Below are 20,456 nucleotides of genomic sequence, written 5' to 3'. Positions count from 1 at the left end.
CATGGAACATTTCAATATGTATATACCTACGCGTGCGATTTTTGGCGTAGGGGAACTGAATAACCTGCACAAGCAGGCGATGCCGGGAAAACGGGCACTTGTGGTGATCTCCAACGGACGTTCTACACGGGTAAACGGGTATCTCGACCGGCTTGAAGAACAACTGAAGCTCACCGGAATTTCATACGCTGTCTTCGATAAAGTGGAAGCTAATCCGCTTGTCGGAACTGTCATGGCAGGGGGCAGAACGGCACGAGAGAACGGTTGCGACATGATCGTCGCCCTCGGTGGAGGCAGTGTGATTGATGCCGCAAAAGCCATTGCGGTCGTGTCAACCAACGACGGCGACTATTGGGACTATATCTCCGGCGGGACGGGTAAAGGCCGTGCGGTGGAATGCCGCCCGTTGCCCGTGGTCGCCATACCCACTACTGCCGGAACAGGTTCGGAAACGGACTCTGCCTGCGTGGTAACGAACGATAGAACGCATGAAAAAACCGGATTCGGCCATCCGTCGCTCTATCCCGTTCTGGCGGTCATTGATCCGGAGTTAATGACTACCGTTCCGGCTGCTTTCACGGCCTATCAGGGTTTCGATGCCTTGTTTCACAGTATCGAAGGTTATGTGTCGAACCGTGCCAATCCGATGAGCGATATGTATGCGCAGACTGCCATAGAACATATCGCCCGCTATCTGCCTATGGCCGTGAATGACGGAAATGATTTGGAAGCACGTTCCCATGTGGCGTGGGGCAGCTATCTGTCGGGCGTGGTGATGTGTGTCGGCGGCGTGACGAGCCAGCATTCATTGGAACACGCCATGTCCGCATATCATCAGGAGTTACCGCATGGAGCGGGGCTGGTTATGATAAGCCGGGCTTATTTTTCTCACATGATTGAGGTACACGCTTGCGATGAACGGTTCGTGCGAATGGCGCGGGCAATGGGTATGGCCGATGCTGCCAAACCCGGAGATTTCATTAAGGCACTCGGAAAATTGCAGGATACGTGCGGGGTGGCCGACTTGAAAATGTCGGACTATGGCATCAGTATGGAAGAGGCCGCTGCTTTCGCTTGCAATGCCCGCGAAACAATGGGGCGGCTATTCCAGCTCGACCGTGTTCAGATCTCCGAAGAGGATTGCATACAGATTTATAGAAAATCTTATAAATAGAAACGAATGAAACGATTGATTTTTACATTGGCCGCTGCAATCTTATCATTGCATGGCTTTGCACAGACCACAGAGCGGATTGCCTCGAAAGGTTACGCCCTCCATACTGCCGATGGAGAACTGAAACCGTATGACTTTAGCCGCCATCCGATAGGAGAAAACGATATTCTGATCGAAACGCTTTATTGCGGAGTTTGCCATAGCGATATTCATCAGGGACGCGGCGACTGGAGCCCGCAAAGCTATCCGTTGGTCGTCGGGCACGAAATAGTAGGACGTGTCGTACAGACGGGATTGAAAGTTACAAGGTTCAAAGTCGGTGATTATGCAGGTGTCGGTTGCATGGTGGGTTCCTGCCGGCATTGCGAGTATTGCGATTCCGGGGAAGAGCAGTACTGCCTGCATGGGCGCGTACTGACATACGGGGACAAGGATGTTTATCATGACAATGAAATATCGCAGGGCGGCTACTCGAACAATATGGTAGTGGACGAACAGTTTGCCGTTACGATTCCGAAAGGAGCAGACATAGAAAAGGTCGGGCCGCTTATGTGTGCAGGTGTTACGACATATTCGCCGATTATGCACGCAGGGGTGAAACGTGGCGATAAAGTGGGAATTGCCGGCTTCGGCGGTTTAGGACACATGGCGCTGCAATATGCCGTGGCAATCGGAGCAGAAGTAACTGTTTTTGACATTACCAATGAAAAACGCGACGAGGCATTGGACATGGGGGCAGTCCGCTACGTGAATGTACGGAATATCGAAGAACTGGAAGGCTTGAATAACATGTTCAGTTTTATTCTCTCCACGATACCGTCTGCTTACGATCCGATGCTTTATGTGAATATGCTCAAAATGGATGGAGAACTGGCTGTTGTGGGAATGCCGGCGGCAAAGGATGCACCGGTCGTTCCGGTATTGGGATTGAGAGGCAGGCGAAAGGTGTGGTTTTCGGTTATCGGGGGAATGCGTGAAACGCAGGAAACAGTCGATTACTCGGTATCGCACGGTATCTATCCGAAAGTGGAAGTAATCCCCATTCAGCAAATCAATGAGGCTTGGAGAAATGTCGTGGACGGGAAAGTACATTTCCGTTATGTAATCGACATGAAATCGTTGGAATAGAAAGATAGGCGGCTCCCTAAAATATCAAAGAGCCGCTTATTTCAGTTTCAATGCGGAGAGATACTCTTTCGGGGACATTCCGGTGGCGTTCTTGAACATACGGCTCAAATGATGGGTATAGTTGAATCCCATATCGTATGCGATTTCGCTGATTGTCTTTCCGCCTTCCGCCAAACTCTTTTTAACACGCTCTATCAGAAAGCGCTGGATGTGTTCGTGTGGAGTTTCTCCGGTTTCCCGTTTGACAAGGTCGCCGAAATAATTGGGCGACAACGATAACCGTTCTGCACATTCTTGTACGCTGGGCAATCCGTGCCGAATCTGCTCGCCCTTGTCGAAGTATTCGGTCAGTATCCGTTCGAACCGGGCCAGAATATCTTTACTTGCAGTTTTGCGCGTAGCGAATTGCCGTCCGTAAAACCGCATGCAATAGTTGAGCAGCACTTCGATATATGCAACCAAAATCGCGCGGTTGTATTCGTCCTGCGGCCCGGACAATTCCGTGCGGATGTGTTTCAGGCATTCGACGATTGTCTCCCGTTCCGAATCCTGCATATGCAGGGCTTCGCTCACTTCGTAGGAGAAGAACGTGTATTGCTGGATTTTTTGTGCGAGAGATGTACCATGCAGTAACTCCGCATCGAAAAGGATTGCCCATCCCTTGCGTTGTACGGGGCGCCCAATGTCTTCAGCTCCGCTTATCTGGCCGGGAGCAATGGCAATCAGCGTACCGCCGAGAAAGTCATATTTACTCGTGCCGTAAACCACATTTTGCGGCTCGTCTTCTCGGATATAGATGCCGTAAACTCCCAACAATGCGCGAAAAAGAGGACGTGGCGGGTATGCCGAAAAGTCGATCACACTGACAAGCGGATGCCGGTCTTCCACATCGAGGAGGACATTGAAATCGTGGACGGTAGATATTTTCTTTATTTCACCCATTTATTAAAAAAATAGCTGATTGCAAAAATATAGATTATTCTCCATATACAGAGTACTTTGCGTCTATTTCATTTGTAAAATATACCATACTTCATAATCATCTACAGTAGGTTGTTTGTGTCTAATTTACCTTTTAAAAAATAAATCTCCACCGTTGATTATCGTGTGTAAAACAATATGAGAATTGAAATCAAGAGATTTATAAATTGAAAGATAAATAAATATGACACACTATATTACAGCAGATCATTTGGTAGAATCCGCCATCAAAGCCGTCACGGAAGAACTGTTCCGCGACTTCGACAATACACTCCGTTCCCTCTGCGATGGGGAGGACGACCGCAAAGCCGTTTTTCGTACTTTGCGTTATGCGCGTATCCGTTTGCACGTATTATGCGGATATATCTCGAAAGAGGAAATGCCGGAGAGCCGCACTCAAATTCGATTCTTACATATCGTTATCGGATATATCGACACGGAACTGGAGATATTGAATCGCTACGGCGATACCTGCCCGTCAAAAAAACATGTAAGCAAACGACGTTGGACGGGTACGGTTGTCGAATTAGTCGAGTTGATATATGCCTTGCAGGAGACGAAACGTATCGACGACGGCGAAGCAGCCATAAATGAATTGGCCGGATTCTTCGGCGAACTGTTCGGCATTCGTCTCGATGCGCGAAGCGTTTACGACGCTTATGCGGACATCAAGCGACGCAAGGGCGAGAGCCGTACCTATTTTCTCGACAAGTTGCGCGAGCGTCTGAACCTGCGGATGCAACGCGACGATGAAAAAGAACAGGAGCGGCGACGCTGATTAAATAATGCGGATGGAAGATTCTGTCCGCATTTTGCATAAACACAATCGCCGATTTTGCTATTTCCAAGAAAAACGCTATATTTGCATAGAGTTGTTCGACGAGATGCAAAGCGCAGCAGTTCAGTGCAGTTACATGGTCGCTAAATCGTTACCGACAACTTTCTTAATCTCCGCTCTGCGCTGTCATTCAGACAGATACATAAAAGTTTCTTATCCTTCACAAAGATACAGCAATAATCCGAGAAATCCGCTATCTTTTACAATTCCCGGTGCTGCTCCTTGTGTCCGACCTGATGAAATCGCCTTTACCGCGGAGCAAGCTTAAACCGTTGCTTACCTATCAGCACGATACAGGGGCTGTCGGGCGCCTGTATCGTGGTATCCCCGGCAGGGATATGCGCGGAATGAAGCAGGTTGCCGCCAAAGGTGTAAATGCGCATGTCGGCAGCTTGCGGCGTACAGATGTACAGCAGCCCGCCGGCCAGCCATACGCAGGCAGCATCCGGCGCTACCTCCGCGTTGGAGGTAGGGATAATTACAGGCGGGATGTAGGGAGGCGCGCTCTTCTCCTTCACCTCTACAGCAGTGGTAGTGACATAGGCACTATTGGAACCGTCGGACACCTGCAGCGCATACGTCATCTGGCAACGGTACTTGCCTTTCCCCACTGTCGCTTCCTCTGTCGTCTGACCACTCATGTCCTCCCAGCGCTCATTTTTCCATTCCTGCCAAGTGTAACTATATGCAGGGCCGGTACTGTTGCTGCTGCGCGTTAGCTTCGTAGAGCAGCCTACAGCCGTCAGCGTAACGGTGCCGCCGGGAGTAGCCTCCGGCGTACCCTTTATGGAAGGGCGCTTCACGGTAAAGGTGTCGCCGGGCGTTATGGAGGCGTTAACCTGCTCTACCAGGCCGGTGTGATCGGTGAAAGTGCCGCTGTTCACAAAGTCCGTAGCAGGCGCAGTACCCTGGCCGACTGCCTTAAAGATTAAAGAGCCGCCCTTCTCCACCCGGACATGTCCCAGTGCATTAGCGGCATTACCCTCCGGCTGTAACAAATAGAAATTTGCATACCCATTCGCCTTCACCAGCAGGCTGTCGGTGATGGTAACGCCATTCAGCAAGACATAGTTAGTACCGGTTGACGTTATACACAACTTCTTCATCTCACAGGAAAGCACATTGTCGAAGTGCGTACCTGTAATCTCCTTATCTTTCCAATATACACAAGGGTTGGTCAGGGTTATGCTATCCGGGACAATGGCAAGCCTCTCCATTGGCAGCCCCACATATCTATAAGACTGCACCCCGTTGCTTTCCAGTGCAACAAACTTGTTCGTAAAGGTAGCTACCATTTGGTAATTTATTATCACGCGACCGTTAAGCGGTGTAGCGCTCCCCTCCTGATATAAGTTATAGGTGGTGGCATTGCCCTCTACATTGGCGGCGAAGAGTTTTGCCTCGCCGAAATAGGAACCGAACTCCTTCTCGGAAAAGGTAGCAACCTCGCTACCGCCGTCCTTCTTCAGCGTCAATTTGTCGGCGTCGGGAGTATACTCAAACGTCCATTGTATTGCAGGGAAAGAGAGAGACCTGTCTCCGGCGGCTATAGCATCCGAACCTCCTGCTGCCCGCAGGATGCCGCCGGCTTTAATCTCCGCTGGCGTGTCACTAAACAGATGGCATCCCCGGAATCCTCCATAAGCATAAACCACGCCCTTTTCGCCTATCGTGAATGTATAAGCGCCAGTGCTGTTAATTCCGTATCCTAAACCACTAGCGTGCGCATACGCCCTCAGCGTATCGTTCACCGTTACGCTGCCGCTGTCTATATAGAGGCTGCTATACTTCCACGCATCTCCCGACGAGGCCTCAGGCATCTCGAGCACCACCGGCACTTCCGTTATCAGATGGCCCTTCACCTGGCACGATTTGGCGCGGAGGCTGTCGCCCCGGATAACGCAGGTGATGCCGGCAGGAATCAGCAGGGTGTCAAGCGTGCAACCGCCCCGGGCGTAAATACGGCAGGTATCGGTAACTAGCACCCTCTCAGTATTAAAGGTAACGGTGCGAGTGTTCGACGATTTGCCTTTGATAAGGTAGCAGGAATCGGGTTCTTGCAGGGTGATAAGACCACTGGAATAGCTATACTTATTCTCGTTATCCCCACTAGATATACTAGCCAGGTTTATAACAAACGGGTTGCCCTCGGTGCCACGAGGAAGCGTGGCCAGGTAGTCGGCACAGGCCAGCGCGGGCTGGCCGGGCGCGCCGGTAGAGGTATTGGCAACAGCATTGAAGTCTCTAAGCTTGGGCAGGTTGCCATCGCCGTTGGTAGCCCAGGCAGGAGTGCCGCCCGTGGTGGGAAAGAGCTCGGAAAAGTCGGAGGCAACGCTGGCGTCGGTGCCGTCGAAGTAATTGTCCTCACGCGTTGCGCCCTTCGGCACCAGTTTGATGTTGGTAGAGGCGTAGCACTGCGAAAAGGTAGGACTAAAGCTTTTATCACCGGATATACGTCCGAGGTTAAGATCACCAGAACCAGCACTCGCCGACAGGCTGTCTTTATTCAGGGCCAGGGCTTTGGATAGCGTGCCGGCGTTATAGCCGGTGATACCGCCGACATCGCAATAGCTGGCTGTCCCTGTAACATTTCCTGTTGCATACACGGAAGTGATAGAGCCGTCACGTTCATTTATGCCGGCTATTCCACCGACGTCACTATACTTACCCGACGCATAGACATCTACGGTAGCATAGCAGTTCTCCACTGTCCCCAAATTTTGTCCTACGATACCACCAACATAACAGGAACTACCTTTCCCCGTTATAGTTGCCCCGGCATCACCGGCTACGAAGCAGTTGCGGATAGTGCTCTTGGAGCTATAACCGGCTATGCCACCGACGTAGCTATCGTTATTTGAACTACCCGTTATCCCTTCCGCCGCAACCCACACACCGACGTTGCTGACCGAAGCATTATATATATACCCGAACAGGCCGACGTAGGCTGCTTCAACAGGATATTGATCTATTACCGTTGTATCCGCCTTGAGCCCCGCCACAAGCTTGTGGTTGCCGTCGAAAGCGCCTTTGAAAGGACGAGAGATGTTATCCCCTATCGGCGTCCAGTAATGTTCGCGAAGGGAGAGGCTGTCACCCGTAAAATCCAGCTTCACCTTGCAGCCTTCGAAGCCTTTGCGGCAGGGATAGTTTTCGGTGTTATACTGACCTTCAACATAGCAGGAATCTCCGTTCGTAATCCAGGCAATCCAGGCCAGGCCTTTAGCGGTTTTAACCTTGTAGGTGGTATCGATGCCGCTAGCGCTACTGGTGGTAGACACGACAACGTCCCTGTTATTGCTACTGCCTACGTCTACGTCTGCGAGCTGGTCTTTCCAGTAAGTGGTATCTGCGGGGTTGGGACCGGGGCTTTGCGCCTGTGCCGTAATGGCAAGGGACAGGAAGAAGAGGCCGGTGAGGATGAGATGGGTTGTTTTCATGATGCTGTTGTGATGTTGGGTTACATACTCCCTCCCCCGCTTGCGTGTTTGGCAGGTTGGCGGGGGCAATACTTTCGCGGTAAGACAACAATCGTTCTTTACATCTTTTGCCAGCTCATTCAGGAGAGCAATCGTATTAGCCGTACTCATGGTTATATATTTTATTGTTTATACAAGTGATTCTGAAACCCTATGTGCCAAACCGGCCGTACAGATACGAAAAAGGCGTGAGATGCCGTCATCTTATCTTACCAATCAGGTCTTCGCATAACCTATACTGAAGATAAGCAACAGCACTCACGCCATTATCTTATATATACGTCTCCCCGGCGGGAGGCCACCTATATAAACAATGTACGTGAGCGTTTGTTGCTACCATCTCTCCAGTATTTAATCAAAGTTGCGAAGTTCGATTGGTAAGAGATGATATCTTTAAACGCTTTCCGTTACCATAATGTACCGCGAGTGTCGCCGCCGCCTGTCTTTGCTTCCGGCTCTCCGGATATCAAGGCTTTAGCCGCACTCGCATGACAAAGATAAAGAAAAGGTTTCAGGTTTACCAACAGTCAAGCAGTATTTGTTTCATATAACGGGAACAAATGTATTATATCCGCTGCCGGATGCCTGAAAAAGGTGTGGGACATTTTGTAGGACAAATGCCTCCGGAAGCGGGAAAACCGCTATATTTGCCCGCATACAAACTATTCGCGTATGAAAAAACAACCTATCGTCCTGCTGCTGTGCCTGCTCATGGTTTGCACAGCAGGCTGCCATCACAACACTCCGCGCAACGCTGCATTACAGGAAGCCGCAGGCACAGCGGAAACCACCCTGACAGACGCCGCCCGGACGGCTACCTGTCTCTATGAAATGAAGCAATATGATTCCGCTATCGTATACGGACGCAACGTGCTGCAAAGCCTGCCCTTGCAACTGACAGGCAACCGCGACACGCTGAAAGAAGCCCTCTCGGGCCTCTGCCTCGCGGTGCTCCGCTCCGGCAACGACGGACGAAAGCCGGAGACGCTGACGGCCTTTTTCGACAGCCTGCGCACATCCTCCCACCCGTTTCTTTCGCGTTATATGCAACCTATACTGACGGCTGTGTCGGCACTGAACCACAGCACTGCCAACGATGGCAAAGGCGCTTTGAAGCTGGCGGATTCCTTTGCCGCCGCTCCCCGCCCCACCGACCGCACACAGGAACTTTTTGCCGCCGATGCCATGGCGCGCGTCTACAACTATTGGGGACATAACCCGCAAGCGGCGATCAGCATGCAGGAACGGGCCGTACGGGCATTGCGCGACGGGGGACGTACCAACGACGCACCTTATATATTGAGTTTCCTGGGTTACTACTACCGCCGCAACGGCGAATACGAAAAGGCGGCGCAACTGTTTATCGAAGCCATAGAACAGGGCCGGCGGAATACAGGAAAGCCCACGAAGGGGATGGTATATGCCTACGCCAACCTGGCGGCGTTATACAGTTCGCTCTGCCTGCATGACAAATCACTGGAGGCCACCGGAGAAGCCCTGCAATGTTCGTTGGCGGCGGACAGTTTCCTGCTGAGCGACCTGTACCGTTTCCGTTCGCTGGCATTCTCGGAACTGCACCTGTGGGATTCGGCCTTTGTTTATAACCGGAAGGCGGAAGAGGTTGCCCTCGCGACGGGTAACCGGACGCGAGCCTATATCTGCCGGCGCACGGCGGTGGAATTGCAGTTGGATGCTTCGCCGGATAGTGTTTCCTCCGGATTATTGCGGGAGACGGCCGCTCTGTATGCCGACAGCGCTGCCGCCCGGAGGGTAGACAAAGTGCCTGTACGCTTCCTCTACGGGCAGGTGATGGCGGCTTCGGGATCGCTGCGCGAAGGCACGGTACTGATGGAGCAGGCACTGGACGAACTGGAAAGTATGGACTGGCAGGAACAATATGCCGCTTACGCCCGCATTCTGCTGGATTATTATGCGCGTGAAGGGAAGCCCGGCTATATCCGTCGTATATGGCGGCTTCGGACTCGCTGAACCGGGAGGAGAAGCTAAACTTTGCCATCGGGGCGAACGTGCGTTACGAAACGGGACGCAAAGAACAGGAGAACCGCGCGTTGTCTGCCGAAGTGGCGCTGAAAGGGCGCACACTTACACTGGCGTGGACCTCTACGGCTTTTCTGGCGATCCTGCTGCTTGCCGGAGGGATGTATTTCCGGCAGCGGCAACGCTTGCAAAGAAGAATCAGCGAAGCCCGCCTCTCACGAATAACTTCCCTGTTGGATACACAGGGCGAACTGGACAGGCGCAACAGGTTACTGACGCAGACCCTCGACGAACGCGAACGGGAACTACAGGAAGTGACACACCGCTGGGAGATAGGCGAACTGAATGTGAAGCTGAGCCGGCACTTGTCGGGCCCCGACGAGGTGCAAACTTCCGGCAGAGCTTCAAATCTCTTTATCCGGACTATCTGCCCGCCCTGCGGCAACATTGCCCCGACCTTACCCGCACGGACGAGCTGATAGCCATGCTTTTGCTACTGGGACAAAACAATGACGAGATAGCCCTTACGCTGGGTATCTCACGCGCCGGCATAAACAAAGCCCGCAGCCGCATGCGTAAACGGCTCGGGTTAGTGGAAACAGGGGTAGTACTGGAAGATTTCCTGAAAAACATCGGGAAAGGAGGAGGAGGTAGATAGTAGTTATCACTCGTTTCACTCGTTAGTAGTTAAGTAGGCAAGTAGTTAGTAGGGTAAGACGGATAAAAATACCGCTTGTCGCCTACTAACTACCAACTACTATCTACTATCTACCATTAAAAAATCATCTCGATGATTTGTAAAAAACATCCCGATGATTTGCCAAATTCCTTATATGGGAAAGAAACGCCATGCTCAAAAACCGGCAAAGTGTGCATATTTAACTGGAAAGTAGTTTGAGATAAAGAATGTTTGATTATTTTTGCAGTCCGAGATAAATGATAAAAAGACTAACATATTTCCTCTGGAAAATCTAATATTTCTATAAAATGAGTTTAAAAATTATTGTACTAGCTAAACAGGTCCCGGATACACGCAATGTGGGAAAAGATGCTATGAAAGAAGACGGAACGGTAAACCGCGCTGCGCTTCCCGCCATCTTCAACCCGGAAGACCTGAATGCTTTAGAACAGGCCCTCCGCCTGAAAGATGCCTGTCCGGGAGCTACCGTTACGTTGCTGACCATGGGGCCGGGACGTGCTGCCGAGATCATCCGCGAGGGTCTTTACCGCGGAGCCGATGGCGGCTATTTGTTAACCGACCGTGCTTTTGCAGGCGCCGACACACTGGCTACCTCTTACGCACTGGCTACTGCCATCAAAAAGATTAAAGATTACGACATCATCATCGGCGGCCGCCAGGCTATCGACGGAGACACCGCACAGGTTGGTCCGCAAGTGGCCGAAAAACTGGGATTGACACAGATTACGTACGCAGAGGAAATCCTGAACGTAGACGAAGCCGCACGCCGTATCACCGTAAAGCGTCATATAGACGGAGGTGTAGAGACGGTAGAAGGCCCGCTGCCTATCGTTATCACAGTAAACGGCTCGGCCGCGCCTTGCCGTCCGCGCAATGCCCGGTTGGTACAAAAATATAAACGCGCGCTGGGCGCTCAGGAGAAAGCTCCGGCACCGGCATGCCATCCGGAAGGCGTTAACCAACCGGCTTACCCCGAACTATATGAAACCCGTCCGTATCTGAACATCCCGGAATGGAGTGTGGCAGATGTAAACGGCGATCTGGCTCAATGCGGCCTGTCCGGCTCACCTACCAAAGTGAAGTCTATACAGAACATCGTATTCCAGGCAAAAGAAAGCAAAACGCTGACCAGCTCGGACAGAGATATTGAAGATATGATTGTTGAACTGTTATCCAATCATACGATTGGGTAGGGAGGGGAGAGAAAAGTAGTTAGTAGAGAAAGACGGATAAAAATACCGCTTGTCGCCTACCATCTACTAACTACTAACTACCAACTACCAACTACTTTTAGAATTATGAACAACGTATTCGTATATTGTGAGATTGAAGGCACTACTGTTGCCGATGTGAGTCTCGAATTGCTGACCAAAGGTCGGAAATTAGCCAATCAGTTAGGTTGCCGGCTGGAAGCTGTCGTTGCCGGTAACGGATTGGATGGCATTGAAAAGCAGGTGTTGCCTTATGGCGTGGACACACTGCATGTGTTTGACGCGCCGGGGTTGTTTCCTTACACATCACTCCCCCACTCTTCCGTTCTGATCAATCTGTTCAAGGAGGAAAAACCGCAGATATGCCTGATGGGCGCAACCGTGATAGGCCGCGACCTGGGCCCGCGTGTTTCATCGGCCCTGACAAGCGGTCTGACCGCCGATTGCACCTCCCTGGAAATAGGTAACCATGAAGATAAGAAAGCCGGTATTACATACGAGAATTTACTGTATCAGATCCGTCCGGCTTTCGGCGGTAATATCGTTGCTACTATCATCAACCCCGAACATCGTCCGCAAATGGCTACCGTTCGCGAAGGCGTGATGAAGAAAGAAATACTGGATGCCGGTTATAAAGGCGAAGTGGTTAAACACGACGTAGCCAAATATGTTCCGGTTACGGACTATGTTGTGAAGGTTATAGACCGTCACGTTGAACAGGCCAAGCATAACCTGAAAGGAGCTCCTATCGTTGTAGCCGGAGGGTATGGCGTAGGTTCAAAAGAGAACTTCAACCTGCTGTTCGACCTGGCCAAAGAGCTTCATGCCGAAGTGGGCGCCAGCCGCGCCGCCGTGGATGCAGGCTTTTGTGATCACGACCGTCAGATCGGCCAAACAGGCCTTACTGTCCGTCCGAAACTCTATATAGCTTGTGGTATCTCCGGACAAATCCAGCACATCGCAGGAATGCAGGACGCAGGTATCATCATCTCTATCAACAACGACGAGAACGCTCCTATCAACACCATCGCCGACTATGTTATCAACGGCACGGTGGAAGAAGTGCTCCCGAAGATGATTAAGTATTATAAGCAAAACACGAAGTAAATTCGTGTTTTGAGTAGTTAGTAGTAAGTAGTTGGTAGTTAGTAGAAAAAGACGACGACACACAAAAAGTAATGTTGTAAATAAGTACAGAAAGACAATAATGTCGTTAAAAGCGATGCTTGAAGATGGAAGAAAATAAAGGGTTCGAAAATTTAAATGTTTGGCAGAAAGCGCATTCTTTTGTGCTGAATGTTTACAAATATACAAAGGCTTATCCGAAAGACGAGCTTTTCGGACTGACGTCCCAATATCGCAGAGCTGCCGTTTCTATTGCCGCCAACATAGCCGAAGGTTACGGAAAGAAAGGAATAAATGATAAATTGCGTTTTTACAACATCGCAGAAGGTTCAATTAACGAATGTAGATATTATGTTATCTTATCGAAAGACCTCGGATATGTAAACGCAATCGAAAGTCTAACACTATACAGTGAACTGATTGTTGTTCAGAAATTGCTTTCATCTTATTCAAAAAGCCTCGTCAGAAACACTACCACTAACTACCATCTACTAACTACTAAAAAATTAAAAACAATGGCTAATTTTTATCTCGATAATCCTAGCATGAAGCATCATCTGCATCATCCTCTGATGAAGCGGATTGTAGAGCTGAAAGAACGCGGCTTTGCCGACAAGGACAAGTATGATTATGCTCCTCTGGACTTTGAGGATGCGATGGACAGTTACGAAAAAGTGCTGGAAATAGTGGGCGAAATCTGTGGAGATATCATTGCTCCGAATGCAGAGAGTGTAGACCATGAAGGACCTACGGTTGCCAATGGTCGTGTGACCTACGCAAAGGGTACTCAGGAAAACCTGGATGCCGTACGCAAGGCCGGTTTGATGGGTATCGCAATGCCTCGCCGTTATAACGGTCTGAACTTCCCGATTGTTCCTTACATCATGGCAGCCGATCTGGTATCGCGTGCCGATGCGGGTTTTGAAAACTTGTGGGGATTGCAGGACTGTGCCGAAACATTATATGAGTTCGGAAATGAAGACCAGCATCAGCGTTACATTCCACGCGTATGTGGCGGTGAAACCATGTCGATGGACTTAACCGAACCGGATGCCGGATCGGACCTTCAATCCGTAATGCTGAAAGCGACTTACAGCGAGCAGGACGGTTGTTGGTACCTGAACGGTGTAAAGCGTTTCATCACCAATGGCGATGCGGACATTCATCTGGTTCTTGCCCGTTCGGAAGAGGGAACGAAAGACGGTCGCGGTTTGTCTATGTTCATTTACGACAAGCGCAACGGAGGCGTCAATGTCCGCCGTATCGAAAATAAGATGGGTATCAAAGGATCGCCCACTTGTGAGTTGGTATTCAAGAATGCCAAAGCCGAACTTTGCGGCGACCGCAAATTGGGTCTGATCAAATATGTAATGGCTTTGATGAATGGCGCCCGCCTGGGTATCATGGCGCAAGCCGTAGGTTTGAGTGAAGCGGCTTACCGCGAAGGGTATGCTTATGCAACAGAACGTAAACAGTTCGGCAAAGCTATTATCGAATTTCCGGCTGTATACGAAATGATAGCGTTGATGCGCGCCAAGGCAGACGCTTCACGTTCAATGTTATATGAGACAGCCCGTTTTGTTGACATATACAAAGCGTTGGACGACATTTCCAGAGAACGTAAACTGACTCCGGAAGAACGTCAGGAACAGAAAAGATACAGCAAGCTGGCCGATGCCTTTACCCCGATGGGAAAAGGTATGACCACAGAATATGCCAACCAGAACGCGTATGACGCTATCCAGATTCACGGAGGTTCAGGTTTCATGAAAGATTACGCTTGTGAACGTATTTACCGCGATGCCCGTATTACCAACATCTATGAGGGAACAACCCAATTACAGGTTGTGGCTGCTATCCGCCACGTCACCACCGGCACTTATCTGAACCGGATCAAGGAATACGAGGCTATTGAATACAAGCCGGAATTACAGAACATAAAGAGCAAACTGGTAGCCATGACCGGAAAGTATGAAAAACTGGTGGCTATGGTAACGGAGACTAAAGACAACGAATATATCGACTTCCACGCACGTCGCATGGTAGAAGCTGTCGCTCACTGCGTATTCGGTTATCTGTTGCTTCAGGATGCGAACGAGGATGAAAGTTTCCGTCGTTCGGCCGAAGTGTACGTAAACTACGGTGAAGCCGAAGTTGACAAGATTTGTTCTTTCGTCAGCAACTTCACGCAGGAAGAACTGGCCGCTTACAAACAGGCATAATTCAATTCCAATAATAAAGAAGAAGCCGGATACATAAAAATATCCGGCTTCTTTCTATTTATATCGCGCCACTATTTCCAGCAGTTCTTTTCCGTACACCTCAACAATCTTCTTTCCGATACCGGGAATAGCTAAAAGTTCCTTATTGCCTGCCGGCAATATATTGGTAATACCAATCATCGCCCGTTGCCGAAGAACCGTGTACAACGGCAAATCTCTCTCTGCCGCTTTCTTCTCACGCCATTTTTTTAGTTCTTCATACAATGCCGCATTCTTTATATAAGTAGTGTCTATCGTCGTTTCCTTTCCTTTTGAAGAAGAAGAGGCCTTCTCAAATTTCTTCCGGGCAGAGACGGTATCCTGACAGTTCAAAGTAGCTTTTGCCTTCGCGGACAGATATCGAACTACGGAAAATCCTTCGCTGCAAGCCCTCAGCGTTTGCAGTTTTACCTGTATCTCTTCTGCCAGGTTGTTTATTGCCCGTGTTACGGCTTTGCGCGCTTCCTTATTTTCTATTTCTATACGTGAGCTTTTAAATAAAGGCATCCAGAATTTTACGATCTCACGGATGAAGTAGTCCGATCCTTTTTGTATCCTTTCCTGTATAACGGCATCTTCCTGATAAGTATCGGGACATCTAGCGATAAGACGTGTCAGCTGCTGGCGGAAACGCTCTCCAACCTCCGTCACCTCCGTACGGAAATCATTCTGGGTGGCAGTATACAGATTACACATCTCCGGATATAAGCGTTGAAGATGTGCATAAACGGCCTGCGACGCATATTGCAGCCGGTACTGAATACTTCCGAACTGAAACAGTTCCACAGCCAATTCAAGAAAATAACTGCGTTGTGCCTCCCTTAGCGCCTCAAGACCCGGACAGTTATTTAATATGCCGGAAGTAAAGTCTTGTATTCGCAAATCGTTTATCATCGCATTCCGGGTAACAGGCTTGCTCAATACCAACCCCTGCAACGTTTTGCAACGGCTCAACGCTACATAGACCTGTCCGTGGGAGAAAGCGGAAGAAGCATCGATAACGGCATGTTCAAAAGTAAGTCCCTGGCTTTTATGAATCGTGATAGCCCAAGCTGTTTTTAAGGGGTATTGCTTAAATGTTCCCGAAAGGGTTTCGGTAATTTCCTGCGTATCCGGGTCAATCGTATATTTTACATTCTCCCAAGTCTCTTTCTCGACATTTATTTCATGCCCGAACTCGTCCGTTACAAGTATTTTGTTATTGTTTATAAAGACAATCTTTCCTATTTTGCCATTATAATACCTTTTCTCTCCGGAAGAATCATTCTTCACAAACATGACCTGTGCGCCACATCGTAGTTCCAATTTCTCATCCGTAGGATATGAATAGGCTGGAAAATCATCTTTTATCTCCGCGTCAAAGGTATATAAGTGTCCCGGCAATTCCTCCAGTTTGCGGTTGTTTATCTGCTGGGCCAGATAGTTGTGGGTCGTTAAAGTAATATATCCATCCCCTTCCTTCGGACGAAAACCGGGTATATACCGCCGGTTAAGCTGTTCCAATGTGTTATCGTCAAAATGATTCTCACGTATATTATTCAATAAGGAAACAAAAACAGGATCATCCTGGCGGTATACATGCTTTAGTTCAATACATAAATAATGGCTTTCACGGAGCGCTTTACTGTTAAAAAAGAAAGTCGAGTCATAATGTTCTTTCAGCAAGTTCCATTCTTCTTCCTTTACTACCGGCGCAAGTTGCTGTATGTCGCCGATAAGAAGTAACTGGACACCGCCGAAAGGCTTATTACGGTCTTTATACCGCTTTAACACGTCGCTTACGGCATCCAGTAGGTCGGCACGTACCATACTGATCTCGTCTATTACCAGTAAGTCCATACTACGAATAATATTAATCTTATCCTTACTGAACTTATTCTGCATACCGCCTTGTTGCTGATTGTTCTTTTCCCCCGAAGAAGGGATATAAGGCCCGAAAGGTATCTGGAAAAACGAATGTATCGTTACTCCGCCGGCATTAATGGCAGCGACACCCGTTGGCGCCACCACAATCATACGCTTTGGAGACAATTCCTTCAATTTTTTCAGAAAAGTGGTTTTTCCCGTCCCTGCTTTACCCGTAAGAAATATATTGGTTCCTGTATTCTGCAGGAAATTAAAAGCAAGGTCTGCTTCTGGATTTTCATTCATAATATTTGAGGTTTAAGTTTCTTTGACGGCTCTAAACTATCAAATTCGCGATAAATTGAATAAAGAGAATAAGAAAGACCATAGCGATAGGATATACCGTTGCATATGCAACACTTGGCGCCGTACTATCCGTCATTGAATCCGCCGCTGCCAGTCCCGGAGTACTTGTCATACCTCCGGCAATAGTACCGACCAGATCCAGAATATTAATCTTAAAAACAAAATAGCCAAATACCACCGCTATAATCATAGGAACTACCGTAATAGCAATGCCTACGCCAAACAAAGTCCATCCGCTTTCCTGAAAAGTAGAAACCAGGTTTACGCCGGCGGACGTTCCGACTTCCGCCAGAAACAACAATAAACCTAACTGGCGAAGCAGGTTATTTGCAGAGCCGGACATAGACCAGATAATAGGCCCGGTCTTACCGATGGCGCTCAAAATTAAGGCGACCATCAGAATACCGCCGGTTAACCCCGGGGAAAAAGAGAAAGAATCGGAAAATGACAGGTTCAGCTTTCCGAACAACACACCTAATACGATACCCATTGCTATCGGGAAGAAGTCCGTATCCGACAAACGTTTCTCATCATTGCCAAAAACCTGTCCCAGTTCTTTAATATCTTCTTTTTCTCCCGCGACCATTAATTTATCGCCGAACTTCAAAATCAAATCGGGTTCAGGCGAAAGATCAATGCCACTTCTGCGGACGCGGGTTACCGTACAGCTAAAAGTAGTTTGCAGGTTCAGATATCCTAAACTCTTCCCTATCACCTCTTTATTCGTAACTAACAAAGATTGTAATTCCTGAGTACTGCCAAACGGCAAATCATTCTGCACACGTTCACCCAACAATATCTCCAGTTGTTCCAGTGATTTATCATTCCCTACAGCCCGGATCATATCGCCTTCGTTCAAAATAGTCTGAGCTGTCGGTATAACCGTCTTTCCATCGTGTTTGATACGGGACACAACAGCTCCGGTCATAGAACGAAGCTGTGTTTGCGCAAGGCTCTTTCCAAAAATATGCTCATTTGTAATCAGGAAAGTTGCCGGATACAACGGAGGGTATTTGCTTTTTCTCCGGGCTTCCAGCGCTTTTGCTTCCGCGTCCATATCTTTACGCAATAGCTTCGGCAACAGTTTAATAAAAAGAATGACCCCTATTACCCCAAACGGATAGGCAATACCGTAAGCTATGGAAGCCGATGACGATTGCGTAGAATCTATAGCGACGGCCAGACCGGGAGTACTGGTAAGAGCACCGGCTATCAATCCTACAAGGCTCGGAGTATCTATGCCTACAACATATTTAAGAATCAAACCGGTTAAGCAGGCAGAGCCTACAATCAGCAATGTAAGTACAATCAATACCTTTCCTTTGGATTTGAACGAATCGAAAAATCCGGGCCCCGCCTGTATACCAATTGTAAAGATAAACAATACCAAACCGAAATTACCCAACTCCTTAGGAATAACAACGCCAAAGTGGCCAAATAGCAATGCAATAAAGATAACTGCGGATACGTCTAACGATAAGCCTTTGATCTGTATTCTACCCAACATGAATCCGAGTGCAATAATCAGAAACAAAGCGAAATAAGAGGATTGTAGCAATGTTGTGAACATGTTTATAGTTTTGAGGTGTAAAATAAGTGTGTAAATTTACACTTTTTTGAGCGTATGGGCAATGCCTGGAAAAGATTTCTGTTACCTTTGCAACGTAAAAAGGTCTACTGGTGAAAAGATATTTTATTTATTTAGGATATAACGGTAAGAATTTCTGCGGATGGCAAATACAGCCTAACGGCGCAACGGTGCAGCAATCTATTGAAACGGCTTTATCCACCCTTTTACGTAAACCTGTTTCGGTAGTTGGTGCGGGACGAACGGATGCGGGTGTGCATGCGCGCCTGATGGTTGCCCACTTTGATTGGGAGGATACGATAGAAGACCTTGCTTTCCTGACAAAAAAGATGAATCGTCTTTTACCTAAAGATATTGCCATCTACCAAATTGTTCCGGTCATACCTGAGGCGCATGCCCGCTTTGACGCCACTTCACGGACTTACAAATATTATGTCACCACCCAAAAAGATCCTTTTAACTACGATTTCGTTTACAGAATATCCGGCAAACCGGATTTTGAACAGATGAACGAAGCCTGTAAAGTTTTATTCGATTATGTTGATTTCACCAGTTTCAGTAAATTACATACAGACGTAAAAACAAATATTTGCCATATATACCGGGCCGGTTGGGAAAAAGAAGGAGACAGTGATGTCTGGGTATTTACTATCCGGGCCGACCGTTTTTTACGTAATATGGTACGTGCCATTGTAGGAACTTTATTGGAGGTAGGACGCGGTAAATTATCAATAGAAGGATTCCGGAAAGTAATAGAGTCAAAAAACCGGTGCGATGCAGGCACATCTGTTCCGGGACAAGCTTTATACCTTGTAGACGTAACGTATCCGGAGCATTTATTTAACAGTTAGATTTAATATGTGGGTAGCATTAGCTTTTCTTTCGGCATTCCTTTTAGGATGTTATGAAGTAAACAAAAAGATATCTCTGAATGGAAATGCGGTGATTCCCGTATTATTTTTCAATACACTGATAAGCAGCCTTCTATTTGTTCCTTTTATTTTTCTGTCATTCTATACTACGGTGCTGGACGGTACTGCCGTATATGTACCCAAAGCGTCGCTTTCCGATCATATTGCCGTTTTCATAAAAGCCATAATTGTACTGTCTTCCTGGATTTCGGGATATTTCGCATTGAAACATCTGCCATTAACTATTACAGGGCCTATTAAAGCTACTCAACCGGTTCTTACATTGGTTGGCGCCATGCTTATTTTCGGCGAACGATTGAACCTGTTCCAATGGATCGGCGTATTATTTTCTATTGCTTCTTTTTACCTGTTGTCATCTTCCGGAAAGAAAGAGGGTATCCGTTTTGCTCATAATAAATGGATATTCTTCACTGTACTTTCTATTATTACAGGCGCATTAAGCGGACTGTATGATAAACATTTGATGCATTCGATGGATGTTATGACCGTGCAAGTATGGTTCAATGTCTACCAATGTATCATTATGCTATTCGTATTGTTCCTGTTATGGTATCCGCAGCGAAAAAAAAGCACTCCTTTTGTATGGAAATGGAATATCATATTCATATCCGTATTTTTATGTATTGCGGACTGGGTCTATTTTTATGCCCTTAGTTATCCTGATTCCATGATCTCTATCGTATCTATGATACGCCGCAGTAATGTATTGGTAACCTTTGCCGCAGGAGCTATCTTTTTCCATGAAAAAAACTTAAAGAACAAAGCGATCGATCTATTCTTTGTGTTGTTAGGAATGATATTCCTATATTTGGGAACAAAATAGAATTAAA

General features: G+C 48.1%; 14 protein-coding genes and 1 pseudogene. 11 read left to right on the top strand and 4 right to left on the bottom strand.

Annotated elements, in window-relative coordinates; genetic code table 11:
* The first annotated feature begins 1 nt into the window (after nt 1).
* Nucleotides 2-1,174 (top strand): iron-containing alcohol dehydrogenase, encoded by a 1,173-nt coding sequence (locus C1721_RS09780; RefSeq protein ID WP_199830403.1) that lies wholly within the window; start codon nt 2-4, stop codon nt 1,172-1,174.
* Nucleotides 1,175-1,180: 6 nt separating this feature from the next.
* Complete coding sequence (locus C1721_RS09775; RefSeq protein ID WP_102408170.1) at nt 1,181-2,302, top strand: NAD(P)-dependent alcohol dehydrogenase; 1,122 nt, start codon at nt 1,181-1,183, stop codon at nt 2,300-2,302.
* 36 nt (nt 2,303-2,338) lie between these two features.
* On the opposite strand, the gene C1721_RS09770 is transcribed toward C1721_RS09775, so the two are convergent.
* On the bottom strand, nt 2,339-3,244 hold the full coding sequence (locus tag C1721_RS09770) for a helix-turn-helix domain-containing protein (protein ID WP_102408169.1): 906 nt from the start codon (nt 3,242-3,244) through the stop codon (nt 2,339-2,341).
* 223 nt (nt 3,245-3,467) lie between these two features.
* Between C1721_RS09770 and C1721_RS09765 the strand changes: the two genes are divergently transcribed.
* The gene (locus tag C1721_RS09765; protein WP_102408168.1) at nt 3,468-4,061 is read left to right on the top strand and encodes an RteC domain-containing protein; all 594 of its coding nucleotides are present in this window, start codon (nt 3,468-3,470) and stop codon (nt 4,059-4,061) included.
* Between the two features lie 308 nt (nt 4,062-4,369).
* On the opposite strand, the gene C1721_RS09760 is transcribed toward C1721_RS09765, so the two are convergent.
* Complete coding sequence (locus C1721_RS09760; RefSeq protein ID WP_102408167.1) at nt 4,370-7,711, bottom strand: GLUG motif-containing protein; 3,342 nt, start codon at nt 7,709-7,711, stop codon at nt 4,370-4,372.
* A 561-nt stretch (nt 7,712-8,272) separates the two neighbouring features.
* Between C1721_RS09760 and C1721_RS09755 the strand changes: the two genes are divergently transcribed.
* The 6 genes and pseudogenes from C1721_RS09755 (at nt 8,273) to C1721_RS09735 (ending at nt 14,856) form a co-directional block, all read left to right on the top strand.
* Nucleotides 8,273-9,589 carry a tetratricopeptide repeat protein gene (locus C1721_RS09755; protein ID WP_102408166.1) on the top strand — a complete coding sequence of 439 codons (1,317 nt, stop codon included), beginning with the start codon at nt 8,273-8,275 and terminating at the stop codon, nt 9,587-9,589.
* Nucleotides 9,531-10,256, top strand: a complete 726-nt coding sequence (locus tag C1721_RS09750) for a helix-turn-helix transcriptional regulator (RefSeq protein ID WP_159063568.1) — start codon at nt 9,531-9,533, stop codon at nt 10,254-10,256. The genes C1721_RS09755 and C1721_RS09750 overlap by 59 nt, the downstream gene beginning before the upstream one ends.
* A gap of 329 nt (nt 10,257-10,585) precedes the next feature.
* The gene (locus C1721_RS09745; protein ID WP_102408164.1) at nt 10,586-11,491 is read left to right on the top strand and encodes an electron transfer flavoprotein subunit beta/FixA family protein; all 906 of its coding nucleotides are present in this window, start codon (nt 10,586-10,588) and stop codon (nt 11,489-11,491) included.
* A 105-nt stretch (nt 11,492-11,596) separates the two neighbouring features.
* Nucleotides 11,597-12,616 carry an electron transfer flavoprotein subunit alpha/FixB family protein gene (locus C1721_RS09740; RefSeq protein WP_102408163.1) on the top strand — a complete coding sequence of 340 codons (1,020 nt, stop codon included), beginning with the start codon at nt 11,597-11,599 and terminating at the stop codon, nt 12,614-12,616.
* A 125-nt stretch (nt 12,617-12,741) separates the two neighbouring features.
* A pseudogene (locus tag C1721_RS16305) lies at nt 12,742-13,083 on the top strand (four helix bundle protein); the annotation flags it as partial.
* A 66-nt stretch (nt 13,084-13,149) separates the two neighbouring features.
* Nucleotides 13,150-14,856, top strand: coding sequence for an acyl-CoA dehydrogenase family protein (locus C1721_RS09735; protein WP_234347607.1), 1,707 nt, complete (start codon nt 13,150-13,152; stop codon nt 14,854-14,856).
* A 54-nt stretch (nt 14,857-14,910) separates the two neighbouring features.
* Here C1721_RS09735 and C1721_RS09730 read toward each other — a convergent pair whose 3' ends face one another.
* Entirely contained in the window at nt 14,911-17,046 is a 2,136-nt protein-coding gene (locus C1721_RS09730) for an HRDC domain-containing protein (protein WP_102408161.1), read from the bottom strand.
* A gap of 31 nt (nt 17,047-17,077) precedes the next feature.
* On the bottom strand, nt 17,078-18,676 hold the full coding sequence (locus C1721_RS09725; protein ID WP_102408160.1) for an aspartate:alanine exchanger family transporter: 1,599 nt from the start codon (nt 18,674-18,676) through the stop codon (nt 17,078-17,080).
* A 110-nt stretch (nt 18,677-18,786) separates the two neighbouring features.
* Between C1721_RS09725 and truA the strand changes: the two genes are divergently transcribed.
* Both truA and C1721_RS09715 read left to right on the top strand, forming a co-directional pair.
* Nucleotides 18,787-19,545 carry a tRNA pseudouridine(38-40) synthase TruA gene (gene truA, locus C1721_RS09720; protein WP_102408159.1) on the top strand — a complete coding sequence of 253 codons (759 nt, stop codon included), beginning with the start codon at nt 18,787-18,789 and terminating at the stop codon, nt 19,543-19,545.
* Between the two features lie 7 nt (nt 19,546-19,552).
* Nucleotides 19,553-20,449 carry a DMT family transporter gene (locus C1721_RS09715; RefSeq protein ID WP_102408158.1) on the top strand — a complete coding sequence of 299 codons (897 nt, stop codon included), beginning with the start codon at nt 19,553-19,555 and terminating at the stop codon, nt 20,447-20,449.
* Nucleotides 20,450-20,456 lie beyond the last annotated feature (7 nt).

Source organism: Parabacteroides bouchesdurhonensis (assembly GCF_900186615.1).
Lineage (GTDB): Bacteria > Bacteroidota > Bacteroidia > Bacteroidales > Tannerellaceae > Parabacteroides > Parabacteroides bouchesdurhonensis.
The sequence above is the reverse complement of the archived record's forward strand: the minus strand, read 5'-3'. Positions and strand labels throughout refer to the sequence as shown.